Below are 16021 nucleotides of genomic sequence, written 5' to 3'. Positions count from 1 at the left end.
AAATGAATTATTTATATAATACTTATATTATAGAAAATATTTCTGTTAGTTTATTGCAGGCTGTGTAGACTCATGATTAATAATAGAACGGCAAGGGTTCCCAATAAGCCTACAATAAAGACGTGAAAGCCTTCGGGGAGTTTATTTAAGAGATGATGGATTGTTTTCATAAGCTGTAAACAAGAAGTCATGAAAGTTAATCATGACTTCTTGTTTTTTAAAACATGAAGCTTTTTAACAAAGGTCATTGTGCATTATGCACTTTTAACGTTTTTGAATGCGTAGGAGTACTTACCTGAAGCAACAATAGCCCCGGAGGCTTATCTCTCACCACTATACGGTGACGCTCAATGCCTTCTGTAATCTTTACCTGAGTTTGACCGATTACCCTACCCTCAGAATCAATTAATGACAGTTTAACTTGATGGCCCTGAGCACCTTTTATTTCTACTTCGACTATGCCAGTTGAAACTGGGTTACCCAATAGCACTGCGTCCCATGCTGAATTGGATTGCAGACTTTTAGCAGGCTCCTCTGACTGTATACGGCTAGAAGATGGCGTTAACCGGTTGGATGAAACGTCTGACTCACAATAAGACAAGCTCCCGTAAGTAGCAGCATATATTTTGTTATCAACTAAATATACTTCACGTACTACATCGTTCCCCAACCCGTTAGCAATAGTTTTATTTGTGAATGTATTACCTCCATCGATAGAGATACTTAATCCTTTATCAGTATAAGCGTAAACGGTGTTACCTTGGGCGAATATGCCCCATACCGTGTTACTACCCAGACCATCAGCGGTCGTCCGGCTGGTAAAAGTATTCCCCCCATCGGTCGAAACGCTTATGCCTCTACCCCCAGTTGAGGCATAAACTTTTTTTCCAACTACATACACTCCACTCACAGAATTCGCAGCCAGACCATTAGCCATTGTTTTGTTGACAAAGGATCTCCCTCCATTACTGGAGATACTAAGCCCCCCGGTAGTAGCTGCATAGATCATATTGCCGACGACATATATTCCATTAACAGTACGAGCTCCTAATCCCTCATCTCGTGTTTTGGTTTCAAAGGTGTTTCCACCATCGGTCGAGATGGCGATGCCTTGCCCATATGGAAGAGCATAAATTGTGTTTCCGATGACAAGAACATCTAGTATATAGTTAATTAACAAACCATTGGCAGTTGTTTTATTGGTAAAGGTATTCCCACCATCGGTTGAAATGCTTAATCCTCCGTAGGTGGCGGCATAAATAGTATTATCAACAACATAGACTTTTGACACCTGGTTATGACCTAGTCCATTGGCCGTCGTTTTATAGGTAAAAGTCTTTCCTCCATCGGTAGAGATTCCTAAACCTCCATGAGTAGCGATATAAATAGTGTTTCCTACCACTTTTACTCCACTTACAGCCTTATGGCTTGCACCATTCTCTACTTTATAATTCGTGAACGAGTCACAACTTGGGCCGTCTACTGGCTGAGGGATAATACAAGTCAACGTTTTGGGCGAGGATTTTAAGGTGTAATTACTTCCTTGTACCCGAGCGCTGATTGAATATGTCTTTCCATCCTTGTACTGTTCAGGAGTAGAGAAACTATAAACGTGCTCGCCGTTACCTTTTCCGGCGTCTTTAATATCCTGTCTAAATATATTGGCTGAGGCCGTTCCAATGACTTTACCGTCGGCTAAAATTTCCACGGTCAGCGGTGTATTGGGGCGTTTGCTATCCCATACCCATCCTCGAATGGAACCACATTCCACCTTATCCAGAAAACCTTCGTAGTTAGGTTGACCTGAAGCTGGAGGAGTCGTGGTTTTCCTTTTTTGCAGAACCAATTTGCTGATATATACATTAAAAGAAATAGTGGCTTCCTTTTTTCGGGTCACTGTATTAATCACAGTAACAGCTTTATCGTTCGAATTTGCAGCATATATAAGGTTCCCATCAGAACTAATAGCCAGATCGTCCGTTGGCTTCTCTGTTTCAATTGCATACACAGTTTGATTAGTAGCAGTTTCAATTATTTGAATCATTTTTTCACTTGACTTGCTTAAATACAATTGGTTACCGTCTGGACTTATTTCAAAACTACTCGCCCCGGTTGTATTAGAAATTTTCGTTTCCAGCTTTCTGGACGCTAGGTTAACAACATAAATACCCTTTTCACTATTGCCTGCGTAAAGACGTGTTCCGTCTGGGCTTATCTTCAGAATGGGATAACTCAAAAAATCAAGTTCAACGGGTACTGGCTCTTCTAGCTGATTAGTAACAGTATTATAGTGCTTGATCTCATAAAGCTGAGTTCCAGTTTTGTATGCCAGCCAGTAAAGATTTTTTCCGTCCGGACTCAACACTAAATTGTTAGGGCTTAACCCTGAGGAAATTGTCGAAATGGGTTGGTAGTTATTAGCATTATAAACCAGAACAATTTGGGAACTCTGATTAATAATAAACATATGGCCACCATCTGGGCTAACTTTTATATCCTGCGGATCTGATAGAGTTGGTATTATAGCCGCTATCTGATTTGTGGAGGTATTGAATACAGAAATCGTATTGCTCTTATTATTAGTCACAAAGATGCGGCTGTTATCTGGGGTAATATCAATATTCGTTTGCCCTACACCTGTAGCAATTTTACTGACCACCTGGTTGGTAGCCAGATTAACTACATCAATGTCAGAAGTTGAGGAGTTGATTCCATAAGCATACTGGGCTAGTGCCTGGTTGAAAAATGCGGTTATGAAAATAAATAGACAATAATAAAGGAAAGTTGAGAAGGCAAAGGTTAACCTCTTTAAGTGTGTAAAGTGTTCCATAAGTTTTTTTTAAGCAGTTAAGCATAGTTTCATTCCTTTAATTGAAAAAGAAAATCGTAATAAATCTACCTATTATCAGACATAAACTTAACAAATGGGTAGGATTTAAATGCTACTCGATAAATTGACAAGAACCTGGATTGATATATCTGTTTTACTTTATCGTTGCCGTCTGAAAAATACCGATCTATTTTATTAAAAGAGGAGCGTTATCTTAGTAAGATGAGCTACAGATAGTCTCTGACCGAAATAGCGAAGTGGGGCAGGTTTTTGGCGGACACCAGCTTCAGCTTCTCCGTCATGTTGGTCTTGTGATTGGCCAGTGTCCGGTAACTCATGAAAAGCCGGTCGGCGATGGTGTGCCCAGGTAAACCCGTAGCGATGAGCCTGAGAATCTCCTTCTCCCGGGTGCTCAGCTGGGCGATGGATTTCATCACCGTTTCTTCATGCACGGCCACGCCGGAGCGTCGGAGCCTTTCCAGCACGGCCGTGCTAAAGAACTTCTCACCCGATTGCGCCGACCGCAGGCAGTCATACAGACCTTGCAAACCGTCGTCACTGAGCACAAAGCCCCAGTAATTGGCTTTCAGTCCGTCGGCGATGCGGTGAGAGTCAAACTCGGGCAGCAGCAGGACGAAACGGACTTTATCGAAGGGGGTGGTATCGACGATCCCGTCCGTAAGCACGATGTCCGGCCGCCGGGTGATGATCGTATCGATGGCAACTGATTTGCCCAGGATAGCAAAGCCGTCGACCTTCAGGAGCTTCTCCAGCGAGTCGGCTTTCAAACGATCGTTGGTGTGGATGAGGATCGTTTTCACAACTCACTGATGTTTGCTGTTAATTGACCAATTGCAACCACTAACCGGTTTTGAAACTCCTCCAATACATTTCGCGCATCGACGTACTCCAATTCCGGGTATTTATAAGCTCCAAAGTCTTCACTCACTTTTCGCAACTTTTGCAAGTCTTTTTCCCACTCCCTTTGAGCTCCCTTACTTAAATTGGTTGCCCAGTGCGCTTCTAATGCAGGCTCTTGGGGAATAGCTTCAGCAACTGGGACAGTTACGGCCGTAGATGGTTCCCGATCCGGAAGTACTGACACTTCGGCAACCGGCTCTGTCTCCTTCGGTTTGGCTAGTTCTTCCAGCCGTTCCCGTTCCAACCGCATTACATCCTGTTGGCGTTGCAACTCGGCGGCTTGTTCATCCAACTGCCGCTGGAGCTCTGCCTGCTCTTTGCGAAGCTTTTCCAGCCTGTCATTCTCCGCTTTAAGTTCAGCAGACTGCCGGTCGCGTTCAGCCTGGATTCGTTTCTCTTCTGCTATCCGCTCAGCTTCTTTCCGGGCGGCTTCCTCCTCTTCCAGTCGCTTCCTTTCCGCTTCGGCTTCCAAATACGCTTTGTACCGATCTTCGATGTCAATAGCTAGGGGTTCGAACTGATCATCAGGAAGATTCTTAATATCCTCCCAAGAAATTTTATGTTCCTGCAACAGAATAAACATCTCAACGACTCCGTCCCAGATCATACCTGCTGACCGCAGTCGGTTGACCCGGTTTTCAATCCGGGCCTGCGCTTCAATTTCCTTCTGTTTGCGGATACGTTCTTTCTCCGCATCGTAAGCATCTTCCAGGCTTTGCAGGTGAAGCTCGATCGGCTTGAGTGAACCGACGATCCGGTCGGCTTCGGCCTTGACTCGTTTGACGTAGGATTTAGCCTCCTCGGTCATTTCGTCATGCTTTTTGCCCACATCCAGCCGGGTTTTCTTCACCATTTTCCGGGCTTCGACAATGTGTTTGTAGCCTTCACGGTCTTCCTGAGCCGGAATAGTCAGGCTCAGGAGTTCGGCTTTCATCTGGTTGATTGCCGCATCCGTGACGGAAAAGACAATAGGGGTTTCTGGGCCGGGTATCACCACGGCTTCCTGAACGGTTTCGTCAGTCATGTTTATTGGAGATTTTGGAGTAAGCTTAAACTTTGATTCAAACTACAGCCAGTAGTGGAGGGTAACCATATACTTGCTTTTTTGCCCCGTGGTACAATTTGTGTACCCGGTTTGGAGTAATAACCTTTATATTTTGATCGCCCTGTCTGCGCATTGTGCCGGGGCGATTTTGTTTTGTGGAGTCTAGTAGAACTTTATTGGGCTCTTCCCCCAGTAGCCGGCCGTTGGAGTTGCCGAACGTGTTCTTCTTTGAGAATGACGACATCGCGCTGCGGCTTGCCCGAGTTGACCGAGTCAACCAGCGCATCCAGCAGACGCTGACCCCAATCAGGGATGTATTTGCCTTCGCACTCGATAAACACTTTCGGATAGTTGTACAGGCCCCGGCCCAGACCGAAATGGACGGCGGCTCGTTTCATCGCGTCGGAGATACCACCCTTCACCGGCTCAATTGCCGTACGGCTTGCTCCGTCGGTTTTACTGATTCGATCGCCGTTATTCAGCGTAACGGTAATCGTGCAGATAAATCCATCTTTCAGTTCGAGGATATCGTTTTGCCATTTATCCCAACCGAACTGTTCATCGAATCGCTCCATTACCGAACGGTTCGTGATATACGGAACGACAATCAGCTTTGCCGGTTTACCGTTCTTCGCTTCGATTACTTGCAGATCTGAATTCGATCGCCGTGGTGGCGGGCCAGCTGGGGATTGCCAAAGATGAAGTTTTGGGGTTTGTCGAGTCGGTGGATCGGGCCGTGGTGGCACTGGGCGATGAATTTACGGGCGGGGCGGAAGAAGTGGCCAGTTCGATCGGTACGCTTCAGAAGCTATTCAAAGAAACGAAGGATCTGGATGCGGGCCAGGCGATCAACGAAATCGGATCGGCTTTAAATGCCCTGGGCGCGGCCGGTTCGGCCACGGCGCCAGTGGTATCGGATTTTACGGCCCGAATGGGTCAGCTGGGCGATTTAAGCCCGCAAATTGCGGAAACAATGGGATTAGGCGCGGCCCTTCAGGAATTGGGAATGAGCGCCGAAATATCCGCGGGCGGCTTAACCAACATCCTAAAAACGGCGGCTGTTGCTACGGACGAATTCGCGGAATATCTGGGCAAATCAGAACAGTACGTAAAGAATTTGATCAATACGGATCCTAATAAATTCCTGTTGGAATTAGCGGATCGGATGCGTGGATTACCTACCGATAAGGTTGAAAAAGATCTGAAAGCCCTGGGAATTACATCGCAGGAAGCCAGCAAGGTAATGTCCTTACTGAAAGACCAAACTGGACTTGTAACAAAGTATCAGGAATTGGCTTCGGCGGAAATGAAGAAAGGCACCAGCTTAACCGACGAATTCAACAAAAAGAATAACAACGCGGCCGCCGAACTGGATAAAATGGGCAAACAGGTGAAAAGCCTGTCGGTGGAAGTAGGCCAGGCGCTTATTCCCATTGTGATCAAAGCGGTGGCGGGTATGATTACGTTCGTGAACGCCATTCGGGCCGTTCCGGAATTTGTCAATGAAAACAAGGTTTCGCTGGCGGCCCTGGGCGTGGCGCTGGTGACGTTCAACGCCCAGGCCATCGTGGCCGAAGCGAACAGCCTTCGCCTGGCGGCCGCCGAAAAAGGCCGGGCGATTGTGACCGGAGCCGTAACCACGGCCCAAACCTTACTAAATGCCGCAATGGCCATGAACCCGATCGGCGCGGTGGTGGCCGCCGTGGCGCTGTTGGTGGCCGGTTTTGCTCTGCTGTACAATAACATCCAGCCACTTCGGGCCGGGATCGCCGGGATCTGGGAAGCCCTGAAGGTGGGTCTGGGCCTGGTCAAAGATTTCGGATCGGCTTTAAAAAATCTGGACTTCGCCGGGGCGGCTAAAATATGGAGTACGGGCGGGACGAAGATCGCCGAAGCGTACGGGAAGGGCTATTCGGATAAGATCAAATCCGAGCAATCCAAGATCGAAGCCGACCATAAAGCCCACGTAGACAAGAAAACCGCCACCAGCAAAGCGGGCGCTGAACAATCGGCCGAAGATGCCACCGTGGCCAATAAAACGGGCCTGGCGGGAATGTCGAAGGATAACGCCGGGTATTTGTCGGATGATGAGAAGAAGCGCCGGGATCACGAAAAGAAGCTTTCGGACGATAAGAAGAAAGCCAATCAGGACGCGATCGACGCGGCCCGAAAAGCCAGTATTGCGGCCATCGCGGACGAACAAACGCGCAAAATTGCCCAGCTGAAGTACGAACTGGATCAGGAGAAAAAGAAGATCCAGGAAAGCCAGGCTGATCACAAGCTGAAGCTGGCGCAATACACGGCCGCCGATAAAGCGTACGAAACCGGAAAGGCGGCCATCGAAAAGGAGTACCGGGAAAAGAAAGCGAAAGCCGATCAGGAAGCGGCCGATAAACAAAGGAAGCTTCTGATCAGTCTGATCGCCGACGAACACGAAAGGAAGCTGGCGGAACTTCAATTCCAGGCGGATCAGGCAAAGGCCGAAGTGGAACGCACGATAACCGACGAAGCCCGCAAAGCCGTGGCGCTGGATCTGATCAATAAGAAGCTTTCTTCGGATATCCAGAAGGAAAACGACGATCAGCGCCAGAAGGAGCTTCAGAAGAATACCGAGAAGCGGGAAAAGGAACTGGCGGGCGAACGCCAGCTTTTTGATCTGCAATTCCAGGCGGCCGTGGCGAATGCTGAACTGAACCTGACGAATGCCAAAAACAACGCCCAGGCCATTTACGAAGCGAAGCTGGACCGACTAACGGCCGAGTACAATTACAACCGCCAGAAGCTTCAAAACGAAGCCGCCGAAGAAAAAGCCCGAAACGCTGAACTGATCGCGGATTCGGATCGACGCGCCCAGGCGGATAAAGCGATCGATGATCGGCTGAAGGCCCAGCTGACCAGTAACGATAATCAGTACGAAGCCGCTAAAACGGCGCTGACTGCCGAAAAAACCGCCCAACGCCTGGCCAATCAGCAACAGTATTTTTCTGCCATTGATGGATTAATGAATGGCGATTACTCGAAGTTTCTGGATCTGCTGAACCTGAAGCTGGCCAACGAACAGGCCAAGAATCAGAAGGCGCTTCAGGATTTTACGGCCAAAGGCCAGGACACGCTGAAGGTGGCGGGCCAGGTGATTACAACGCTTCAGACCTTGAATCAGAAGTATCTGGATAGCCAGATTCTAAAGATTACGAAGGAAAAGGATAAACAGCTGGCGGCCTGGAAAGAGCAGTACGATAAGGGGATCATCAATAAAGACACCTATGATAAAAAGGTGGTCGAGATTACCAAAGACACGGAAGCCAAAATCAAAGATGAAAAGCTGAAGGCCTGGAAGCGCGAACAAGCCCTGAATATTACGATGGCCATCGTTAACGGGGCGCAAGCGGCCCTTAAATCGCTGGCCACAATGGGCTGGCCGCTGGGCTTAATCGGGGTAGCGGGTGCGGCGGCCGCCACGGCGATTCAGGTGGGTATGATCCAGAGCCAGAAGCCGCCGACCTTCGCCAAAGGGGGTAAAATTGGCCAGGGCTACTTTAAAAACGCGGGCGTACTTCAGGGCGGCCGCCACGGATCCCGGCCTGGTGAAGCGGGTATTTCGATGATCGACCGGGCGACCGGCCAGGAAGTGGGCGAAGCCGAAGGCGGGGAACCGTTTATGATTCTTTCGCGGGAAACGCGCCGGAATAACGGGCCGATTATCGATATGCTTCTTCATTCATCCATGCACAAGAACGGGGCGCGGATCTTCCGCGATGGCGGCACCTACGGCGATTATGTTCCCAAAGCGCCCAGCTGGAAAAAGTACGAAGATGGCGGGATTTCCTACAATGCCGATGATTACCTGGGCGATTCGGGGGCAAACTACGGATCATCGGGCGATGGAACGGCGGGTGTGGAATCGGCCCAGGCTAGCGTGGACGCGACCCAGGAACAGATCGAGCAAAGCCAGGCGCTGATGGAATCGATCGCCGATAACACGGAAGCGACCGCCCTGGCGCTGGCGGAAATCGGCGAATACCTGGCGGGCAAGTTTACGACGGGCCTGGCCAAGCAAGCCGAAGAACTTCAGAAATCAATTTCGGCTAGTCTGCTGATGATGCGGCTTTCGATGAATTCCCACCACTCCGAACTGATTAAAGAGATTTCGGCCCTGCTGGATCAGCTGATCAAAGCCGAGCAGGCCGGGAACATGATGGTAGTAACAACGCTTCGGACGAAGCTGGATCATCTGGCGGGCAACTTAGGCCAGGCGAACGGCTACCTGGACCGAATCGCCCAAAAGGATCTTAGCGTATCAACGTGGGTAAATGTTCACAATCAAATAAACGTGGTGGCCGAAGCCAGCAACTTCAAATAATGTTTGATATCAGAATTGAAGGGTATTCGGTGGATCTAAAACCGGGTACCCAGATTACCCTGGAAAAGTATAATCCGATGCTGGACTTCGCCACGGTGCAAGGATCCAGGGTCAACAGTTTCACCCTTCCCGATACGCCCTTAAACCGGCGGATCCTGGGGTATTTCTATGATCCGCAAGTGGGCTACACCAACCGGCGGTATTACTGTGAAAAGTACGTGGATAGCCAGGTGATCGAACAGGGGTATGTAAAGATCCAGCAATCGGCGGCCGGGGAAACCACCCTGTACTTTACCCAAAACCTGGGCGAAATCTTCGGCGATCTGCAAGGGCTGGCGCTGTCGGAAATCGGCTTCGGCCAGCTGGCGCTTCCGCCCTGAACGTGGCGGCCGCCGATCATCTTCAGGATCCGTATTGTTTGCCATCCATCGAAAACCCTGGCTTCTACGGAAACCAGGGCTTCAGCGGGATCGTCAATAAGTATGATTCGGGAAACGGCTGGTATAACGACGAAGCCAGGGTTCCCCACTTCTTTCTTCGGTGGGTGCTGAATCAGTTCGGCCAGCGGGCGGGCTGGACGTTTAAAGGGGCGTTTCTGGATGATCCGGATCTTTCGCGGCTGGTGCTGGCGAACCTGTATTCCTTAGATTCGGCCACGGCGATCTTTCCGGCCAACCACCTTCCGGATCTAACGGCGGGCGGGCTGTTGTTGGAGCTTCGGAAGCTGTTTAATCTGTACCTGGATTTCGATGTTCGGCGGAAGGTGCTGGATCTGGGCTTCTGTGAAGATGTGCTGAAATCGGCGTGTATAATAGATTGGACGCAAAAAGCGGATCCTGGTCACACAAAAACGCCGGAAACGATTAACCGGCTGGAATTAGGGTATGAACTGGATTCAAACGATGCCCTGATGAAACCGATTCCGGCGGCAATGGATAAGTACGTTACGCCCGAAACCGCCGAAAACGAAGGCGGTTCGGTGCTGTCGATCCGGAGCCGTTTATCGACGTACTTAACCAATCCGGTAACGGGCCTGGCCCGGTGTAGCCAGCCAGGGATCAGCCCGCTAAACAAGGATAGCCAAAGCCAGGCACTTCCGAAGCTGTTGTTCTGGAATGGAATGGTTTCGGGCGTACCCACGGCCACGAATACCAGCGGGGCGCGAAGCCTGATCTGGAACGGGGAAAATAACCTGGTGGATTCGGGCTATCGCCACTATGAACGGTTTAAGGCTGGGACGTTCCGCCTGGCGAAGAACGTGGCCCTAACGCCCGCCGATCTGGCCACCTTCAGCTTCAAAAAGAAGGTCCACATTAAGGGCGTGAATTACCTGGTGGGATCGGCGAAGATGAACCTGGCCAAAGATCAGCGGGTGATTCCGACCCAGCTGGAACTGTGGCGGGTGTAACGGGCTTTTACCGCGCAGGCGGCCCTGTCGCACTTGAAGGCCTGGCCCTCGAACGGATCGTTCGGGGGCTTTTTTGTAGGGTTTAAACGAGCGTTTTATGCCCGCGAAAACTGTCCAATGAAATGAGGTTTAATTCTGGCTATAATTGCGTAAATTAATTCAGATTAATACGTTTAATCCTGCATCATGCTAAAAGACAGTTTTTTCATCTTCAAACAGGAAGCAATACCTGGCACCTTCGTTTCGGCGGGCTTCTACTGCGACTTTAAATTAACTCTGAAAACGGCGGCCGATTTTCTGGAACGGATCGGGCCGTACATCCAGAAGCCGCTTCGGACGGGCCGGATCGAAGCCCTGGCCGATGGGCGAACCCACTTCTTTTTCGTGCTGGATCTAGGGATCGGTCAAATCCTGTATGATCAGATTAAGGCGGAAGGCCGCCAGCTGACGGAAGAAGAAGCGGCCCAGCCCGAAGTGGTAGAACTTCAGGGGTATCATTCGGCCTTCCAGCGGGGCGGCCACGTGCCAGGCCTGAAATCTGCCATCCATGATTCCATTAATCCGATCTGATGGATCAGCCAACGCACTCCAAAGAAGAAGCCCTGAAATTGCTTCCGTATTGTAATACCGAGTTGGAAGTACTGGATCTGTGGAAGCCGATTTTTCTTCAGCAAAAAAAGTATTCCCTGGTGGACTATCGGGAGTTATCCCAGGCTTTTAATCGGCGAATGGATTTCATCAAGTACGTAAACCAAATACGGTATCAGCGCCCACAATTTTAACGCTTTATGATCTACGCTTATTTACGTGTTTCTACCGACGTTCAAACGGTGGAGAACCAACGCTTCCAGATTCTAAAGGCGGCCGCCGATAAGCGCCACCACATTGATCAATGGATCGAAGAAACCGCTTCGGGCGTGAAGGCCGCCCAGGATCGCCAGCTGGGCGAATTGCTGAACAGGTTGAAAAAGGGCGATATCGTATATGTTACTGAACTTTCGCGCCTGGGCCGTTCCCTTCTGGAAATTATGTCGATCCTGAATGAGTGCATGAAGAAGGATGTACTGGTGATATCCATTAAGGAAGGCTACGAACTAGGAAACACGATATCCAGTAAAGTACTGGCCTTCGCCTTCAGCTTATCGGCCGAGATTGAACGCCAGCTGATCAGCCAGCGCACGAAAGAAGCCCTGGAACGAAAGAAAGCGGAAGGCGCGGTTCTGGGCCGCCCGGCCGGATCGAAATCGAAGGAAACCAAGCTATCGGGAAAAGAAGAAGCGATTCGGGAACTGTTAAAGAACAAGGTAAGCCATTCAGCGATCAGCCGGATCCTGGGCGTGAACCGCCAGACCGTGGCGGATTTTATCAAAAACAGAAACTTAAATTAGTCAGATATAAATACTAAACATGATTCATATGGAATTGCCATTTGATGCAATTATTAATGAAGCCTCAAAAAAGCTTGTAAATGATTGGGCCAATGATATTGTTAACGACTACGACAATAAGTTCAAAATCAATATAATATACGAAAAAGAGGATGACTTAAATATAAGAGTATGGTACGATCAAGAGGACCATGTTTATAATATATACATTCCAGAAGTTAGCTTTCGTTGGATTTTTTACACTCTTGCTATTTTCCTTTCGGATAATAGAATTTTTGAAGGTTCTGGCATAAGTTATAATTCGTTGCGAATAGAAAAGCTTCATAATGACACCTATAAAGAGTTTATAGAATCATTGACGCAAGGCCCAGTCATGAATTTTACACAAAAGCGAGCGGAGCTTTTGATGTTTTTGCATGAGGTAATGGTGATTTTCATTATGAACCACGAATTCGGACATATCCTTTGTGGTCATTTGCGGTTGATCAAAGCGTCAGAGGAAGACAACAATTTGATTGACATCTTAACGCCCCGAAATCGAAAGACAATTGAGATAGATGCAGATACGAGAGCGATTAGTGGTCTAGCAGCACTGCTACAAGTTAGGTTTAATCCAAGTAAGCATTTTCCGAACGATCCAGACAGAGATGCTGTAGATTTTCGCATAATGGCCTTTATATTCACTGTTTTCTTTCTTGTTTTTGATAGGGCCGTAACAACTCTTGAAGAATATGAGGTTCATGCATACGTAACTCCTTTTATGAGGATTCTAATATGCTACGGAGTGGCAAATACTTCTATCAATCTCCCCCCTGATAAACGGAATAGTTTGAGTCCTGAAGAAAGGGATAAGGCCTATGATGAAGTTAGATATAAGATGTGGCCAGAGATGGAAAAAATGATACGTGCCATTCTGAATGCAATAGCTGAAACTTCGCATCAACAAATATCATTGCATCCTGGGGAACTAGGAGCAAAGACTATGAATGATCCTAAATTACTATGGCGTTTAGGTAGGGACGCAATTTTGCACTGGAACTATCTATATCCATTCCTTCAACCTTTTGCTTATATTACTTTAAGACCAATTATTGATTATTGACAGGGAAGAAGCGTCATTCGTAAAATCATCTTTCAGTGAAGGATGTAAAAAAGAAGGTGGCTAGGAACCCCGGCCACCTTACAGCATTCATCCTATAATTAAAAAGTTCTTAAAGGTACGCCCCCATACTAAAAAGTACGAAAACGGCCTGAAAAACGGTAAAAGTTTATACTAAGCGGCACCCTGGCCGCCTTTTTCTTCCCTGGCCGTTTTAAAGATTTTATCGAAAACGTTTATCCGTTCCTTCTTCCGGCGTTCGCTGATGTGGACGTACTTCATAGTAGTTTCCAGTTTACTATGACCCATATAATCCTTCAAAGTCACAACGTCGCCACCTAATTCAATAAACAACGTTCCGAACGTATGTCTGGCGGTGTGCGTAGTCATTTTAAAATCAACGCCAGCCGCTTCGCCGATCCTGGCCAGAAGTCGGTTCGTATACTGATCGCTGTAGGTCTGGAATAGTTTCCCCAACGTGGTCGAAATTAATGGTCTGGCCATCGGGTGGATCGGTATCCGGATGATCTTCTGAAATTTACGGCTTTTGAATGGCATAATTACCAGCCAATCGCCTTTAATATGCTCATGCCCAACCGTTTTAGCGTCTGAAATCCGAAGGCCAGTAAAGCAGCTGAAAAGAAAGTGGCGCAACACCACTAGCCAGGCTTCGGGGGTCTTATTGTCGTTAAACATCCGTAGTAGGATCACCAGCTGATCTTCCGTCAAAACATCGGGATTTGTCTGGGGATGCCGGATCTTAACCACTTTAAACGGATCATCAAATACGTTTCCATCCGCCAGCGCCCGCTTCACATACGTACGAACGTCTTTGATGGTTTTTTCGACGGTACCGACACCGTTTCCGACTTCCGTTCGTAGGTAAGCCCGAAAGTTTTCCAGAAGCTTCGGCGTTACTTCAGAAAACGGAAGCGGTGGCTGATCAGATCCCGCTGGCGCTTTTATTTTTCGCTTCGGGGCTTCCTGTTTCCAGAACGCTTTCAGCTTGTTTAAAGTGGCTACGTGGCCCGCCCTGGTGTTTGCTTCGATCTTCTTCCGCTTCCAACGTTCATGCACTTCAGCGGCCCAGAATCGAAGGAAGTCGTTTTTAGACGTAAACGAATGGTATTCTTCCACCAGCTGATCCAGCGCCAGCTTTTTACCCGCCAATCGGTACGCTTTGAAGATATCGTTCAGCTTCCCGATTTCGGTGGTAATGATCAGGCTGTAATCATTGTAATCCTGATCGTTCTTTTTCCGGGGTAGGATCTGGCCCGCCTTCTTATCGAAAAAGGCGGGTGGCCAGAACATATTCAATTTTATGCGGGTGTGTTTACCATCGATACTAACATAAATGTATAGGGCGCTGGTACCATCATTTTTAACGTATTCGTCGGTAATGATGAGCTTCTTCGAGAAGTTTTGATGCTCTCCCATTCTGAAAATATTCTGAAAATCGGGTCGAAAAAGAGGGGTAAAAAATTATTCTGAAAGAGATTCTGAAACAAAAAAGTGCCTTCACGCGCTGGAAAGGCACTTTTTAGGCTGTTTCGTGGTCCCACCGGGAATCGAACCCAGATCTAAAGTTTAGGAAACTTCTATTCTATCCGTTGAACTATGAGACCAGAAAAAACCTGTATGGTTTTGAAGGCCATACAGGTTTGACGTGCCGTATTGACTGCAAAAATGCTTAGAAATCTGCTATTTACCAAAATCCTCGCTGGTGTCCGTTTCCTCCGCCCACTCGCCAAGGGGGACCTCTAGCCAATTAGGATAGATGCTGTAATGCTTTTCTTTGACTAAGGTATACAGCAGGTTACGCAGTTCGTCGAGGTTTTCGCGCTTCTCGGCCGAGATGAAAACAACGTGTTCGGCTTTCTGCGTTAAATACGTTTTTTTCAAATAATCCAAGGCCGACTGCTTCCGGATGGCCACTGGCAGCTCATCGTCGAAATCATCCTCCGGGTGCATCCATTCGTCGCGGGGTTCAAACTGGTCAATCTTATTAAAAACCAGGACCGTCGGCTTTTCACCGGCCGAATTACCAACGCCAATCTCCGCTAAGATATCGCTGACAACGCCAATGTGCTCCTCAAATGACGGATGCGACACATCGACCACATGCAGCAGAATATCGGCCTCACGTACCTCATCCAACGTCGACTTAAAAGCTTCGATCAGCGTAGTGGGCAATTTACGAATGAAGCCAACGGTATCCGTCAGCAAAAACGGTATGTTACCCAGCACCACCTTCCGAACCGTTGAATCAACCGTTGCAAAAAGTTTGTTTTCGGCAAAAACATCGGCTTTCGCCATCGTCCGCATCAACGTTGACTTGCCCACGTTTGTGTAGCCAACCAGCGCCACGCGCACCAGCCGGTCGCGTTCTTTCCGACGGGTTATGCTTTGTTTATCAATTTTATCCAGCTTTTCCTTTAAAAACGCAATCCGGTCTTTTACAATCCGGCGGTCAGTTTCAAGCTCTTTTTCCCCCGGCCCCCGCGTACCTACCCCGGCTTTCATCCGGCTCAAGTGAGTCCACATCCGGGTCAACCGTGGATACATGTATTGATACTGAGCCAGCTCAACCTGTAACTTGGCCTGGGCGGTCTGGGCCCGCATCGAGAAAATATTCAGGATCAGCAGACTCCGGTCAAGCACTTTGATGTTTGGCAAAGCCGCTTCGAGGTTCCGCACCTGCGAGGGCGACAGATCGTCGTCAAAAATGATTGTATCGACAGGGTTGTCGATGACAAACGTATAAATCTCCTCCAGCTTTCCTTTGCCTACATACGTGCGGATGTCGGGCCGGTCAAGCTTCTGAACAAACGATTTTACGGTAATAACGCCCGAGGTCTCGGCCAGAAAAGCTAATTCCTCCAGGTATTCCTGCGTTTTTTCGGCCGACTGTTTTTGCGTCACAAGGGCCACCAGAACCGCGGTTTCGGGCTGTTTATGTGTTTCAATCAT

General features: G+C 48.4%; 12 protein-coding genes and 1 tRNA gene. 6 read left to right on the top strand and 7 right to left on the bottom strand.

Annotated features, from left to right (window positions below; genetic code table 11):
• Window positions 1-244: 244 nt before the first annotated feature.
• From OQ371_RS25915 to OQ371_RS25900, 4 genes are all read right to left on the bottom strand, one after another.
• The gene (locus OQ371_RS25915) at window positions 245-2830 is read right to left on the bottom strand and encodes a beta-propeller fold lactonase family protein (protein ID WP_265991415.1); all 2586 of its coding nucleotides are present in this window, start codon (window positions 2828-2830) and stop codon (window positions 245-247) included.
• A 227-nt stretch (window positions 2831-3057) separates the two neighbouring features.
• Window positions 3058-3651: a LuxR C-terminal-related transcriptional regulator gene (locus OQ371_RS25910; protein ID WP_265991414.1), complete on the bottom strand. Its 594-nt coding sequence runs from the start codon at window positions 3649-3651 to the stop codon at window positions 3058-3060.
• Window positions 3648-4775, bottom strand: coding sequence for a hypothetical protein (locus OQ371_RS25905; protein WP_265991413.1), 1128 nt, complete (start codon window positions 4773-4775; stop codon window positions 3648-3650). The genes OQ371_RS25910 and OQ371_RS25905 overlap by 4 nt, the downstream gene beginning before the upstream one ends.
• Before the next feature lie 194 nt (window positions 4776-4969).
• Window positions 4970-5371: a Rad52/Rad22 family DNA repair protein gene (locus OQ371_RS25900; RefSeq protein WP_310586602.1), complete on the bottom strand. Its 402-nt coding sequence runs from the start codon at window positions 5369-5371 to the stop codon at window positions 4970-4972.
• A 38-nt stretch (window positions 5372-5409) separates the two neighbouring features.
• Here OQ371_RS25900 and OQ371_RS25895 point away from each other — a divergent pair, with 38 nt between their 5' ends.
• The 6 genes from OQ371_RS25895 to OQ371_RS25870 all read left to right on the top strand — a co-directional run bounded on the left by OQ371_RS25895 (window position 5410) and on the right by OQ371_RS25870 (window position 13054).
• Window positions 5410-9156, top strand: a complete 3747-nt coding sequence (locus tag OQ371_RS25895; RefSeq protein WP_265991412.1) for a phage tail tape measure protein — start codon at window positions 5410-5412, stop codon at window positions 9154-9156.
• Complete coding sequence (locus OQ371_RS25890; RefSeq protein WP_265991411.1) at window positions 9156-9536, top strand: hypothetical protein; 381 nt, start codon at window positions 9156-9158, stop codon at window positions 9534-9536. The genes OQ371_RS25895 and OQ371_RS25890 overlap by 1 nt, the downstream gene beginning before the upstream one ends.
• Window positions 9537-9574: 38 nt before the next feature.
• The gene (locus OQ371_RS25885) at window positions 9575-10564 is read left to right on the top strand and encodes a hypothetical protein (protein WP_265991410.1); all 990 of its coding nucleotides are present in this window, start codon (window positions 9575-9577) and stop codon (window positions 10562-10564) included.
• A gap of 186 nt (window positions 10565-10750) precedes the next feature.
• Window positions 10751-11134 carry a hypothetical protein gene (locus OQ371_RS25880; protein ID WP_265991409.1) on the top strand — a complete coding sequence of 128 codons (384 nt, stop codon included), beginning with the start codon at window positions 10751-10753 and terminating at the stop codon, window positions 11132-11134.
• Window positions 11135-11352: 218 nt separating this feature from the next.
• Entirely contained in the window at window positions 11353-11952 is a 600-nt protein-coding gene (locus tag OQ371_RS25875; RefSeq protein ID WP_265991408.1) for a master DNA invertase Mpi family serine-type recombinase, read from the top strand.
• A 28-nt stretch (window positions 11953-11980) separates the two neighbouring features.
• Entirely contained in the window at window positions 11981-13054 is a 1074-nt protein-coding gene (locus OQ371_RS25870; RefSeq protein ID WP_265991406.1) for a hypothetical protein, read from the top strand.
• Between the two features lie 171 nt (window positions 13055-13225).
• On the opposite strand, the gene OQ371_RS25865 is transcribed toward OQ371_RS25870, so the two are convergent.
• The 3 genes from OQ371_RS25865 to hflX all read right to left on the bottom strand — a co-directional run bounded on the left by OQ371_RS25865 (window position 13226) and on the right by hflX (window position 16021).
• Entirely contained in the window at window positions 13226-14488 is a 1263-nt protein-coding gene (locus tag OQ371_RS25865) for a site-specific integrase (RefSeq protein WP_265991404.1), read from the bottom strand.
• Between the two features lie 116 nt (window positions 14489-14604).
• Window positions 14605-14676, bottom strand: a tRNA-Arg gene (locus OQ371_RS25860).
• A gap of 76 nt (window positions 14677-14752) precedes the next feature.
• Window positions 14753-16021: a GTPase HflX gene (hflX, locus tag OQ371_RS25855; RefSeq protein ID WP_265991403.1), complete on the bottom strand. Its 1269-nt coding sequence runs from the start codon at window positions 16019-16021 to the stop codon at window positions 14753-14755.

This window comes from Larkinella insperata (genome assembly GCF_026248825.1).
GTDB classification, from domain to species: Bacteria; Bacteroidota; Bacteroidia; order Cytophagales; family Spirosomataceae; genus Larkinella; species Larkinella insperata.
This window is presented reverse-complemented; position numbering and strand designations above follow the sequence as displayed.

What these genes read in the sequence shown, in the direction of transcription:
- OQ371_RS25875 (WP_265991408.1), top strand. Translation starts at nt 11,353, where the DNA reads ATGATCTACGCTTATTTACGTGTTTCTACCGACGTTCAAACGGTGGAG.
- OQ371_RS25915 (WP_265991415.1), bottom strand. Translation starts at nt 2,830, where the DNA reads ATGGAACACTTTACACACTTAAAGAGGTTAACCTTTGCCTTCTCAACT.
- OQ371_RS25890 (WP_265991411.1), top strand. Translation starts at nt 9,156, where the DNA reads ATGTTTGATATCAGAATTGAAGGGTATTCGGTGGATCTAAAACCGGGT.
- OQ371_RS25865 (WP_265991404.1), bottom strand. Translation starts at nt 14,488, where the DNA reads ATGGGAGAGCATCAAAACTTCTCGAAGAAGCTCATCATTACCGACGAA.
- OQ371_RS25900 (WP_310586602.1), bottom strand. Translation starts at nt 5,371, where the DNA reads ATGGAGCGATTCGATGAACAGTTCGGTTGGGATAAATGGCAAAACGAT.
- OQ371_RS25870 (WP_265991406.1), top strand. Translation starts at nt 11,981, where the DNA reads ATGGAATTGCCATTTGATGCAATTATTAATGAAGCCTCAAAAAAGCTT.
- OQ371_RS25880 (WP_265991409.1), top strand. Translation starts at nt 10,751, where the DNA reads ATGCTAAAAGACAGTTTTTTCATCTTCAAACAGGAAGCAATACCTGGC.
- OQ371_RS25905 (WP_265991413.1), bottom strand. Translation starts at nt 4,775, where the DNA reads ATGACTGACGAAACCGTTCAGGAAGCCGTGGTGATACCCGGCCCAGAA.
- hflX (WP_265991403.1), bottom strand. Translation starts at nt 16,021, where the DNA reads ATGATTGAAACACATAAACAGCCCGAAACCGCGGTTCTGGTGGCCCTT.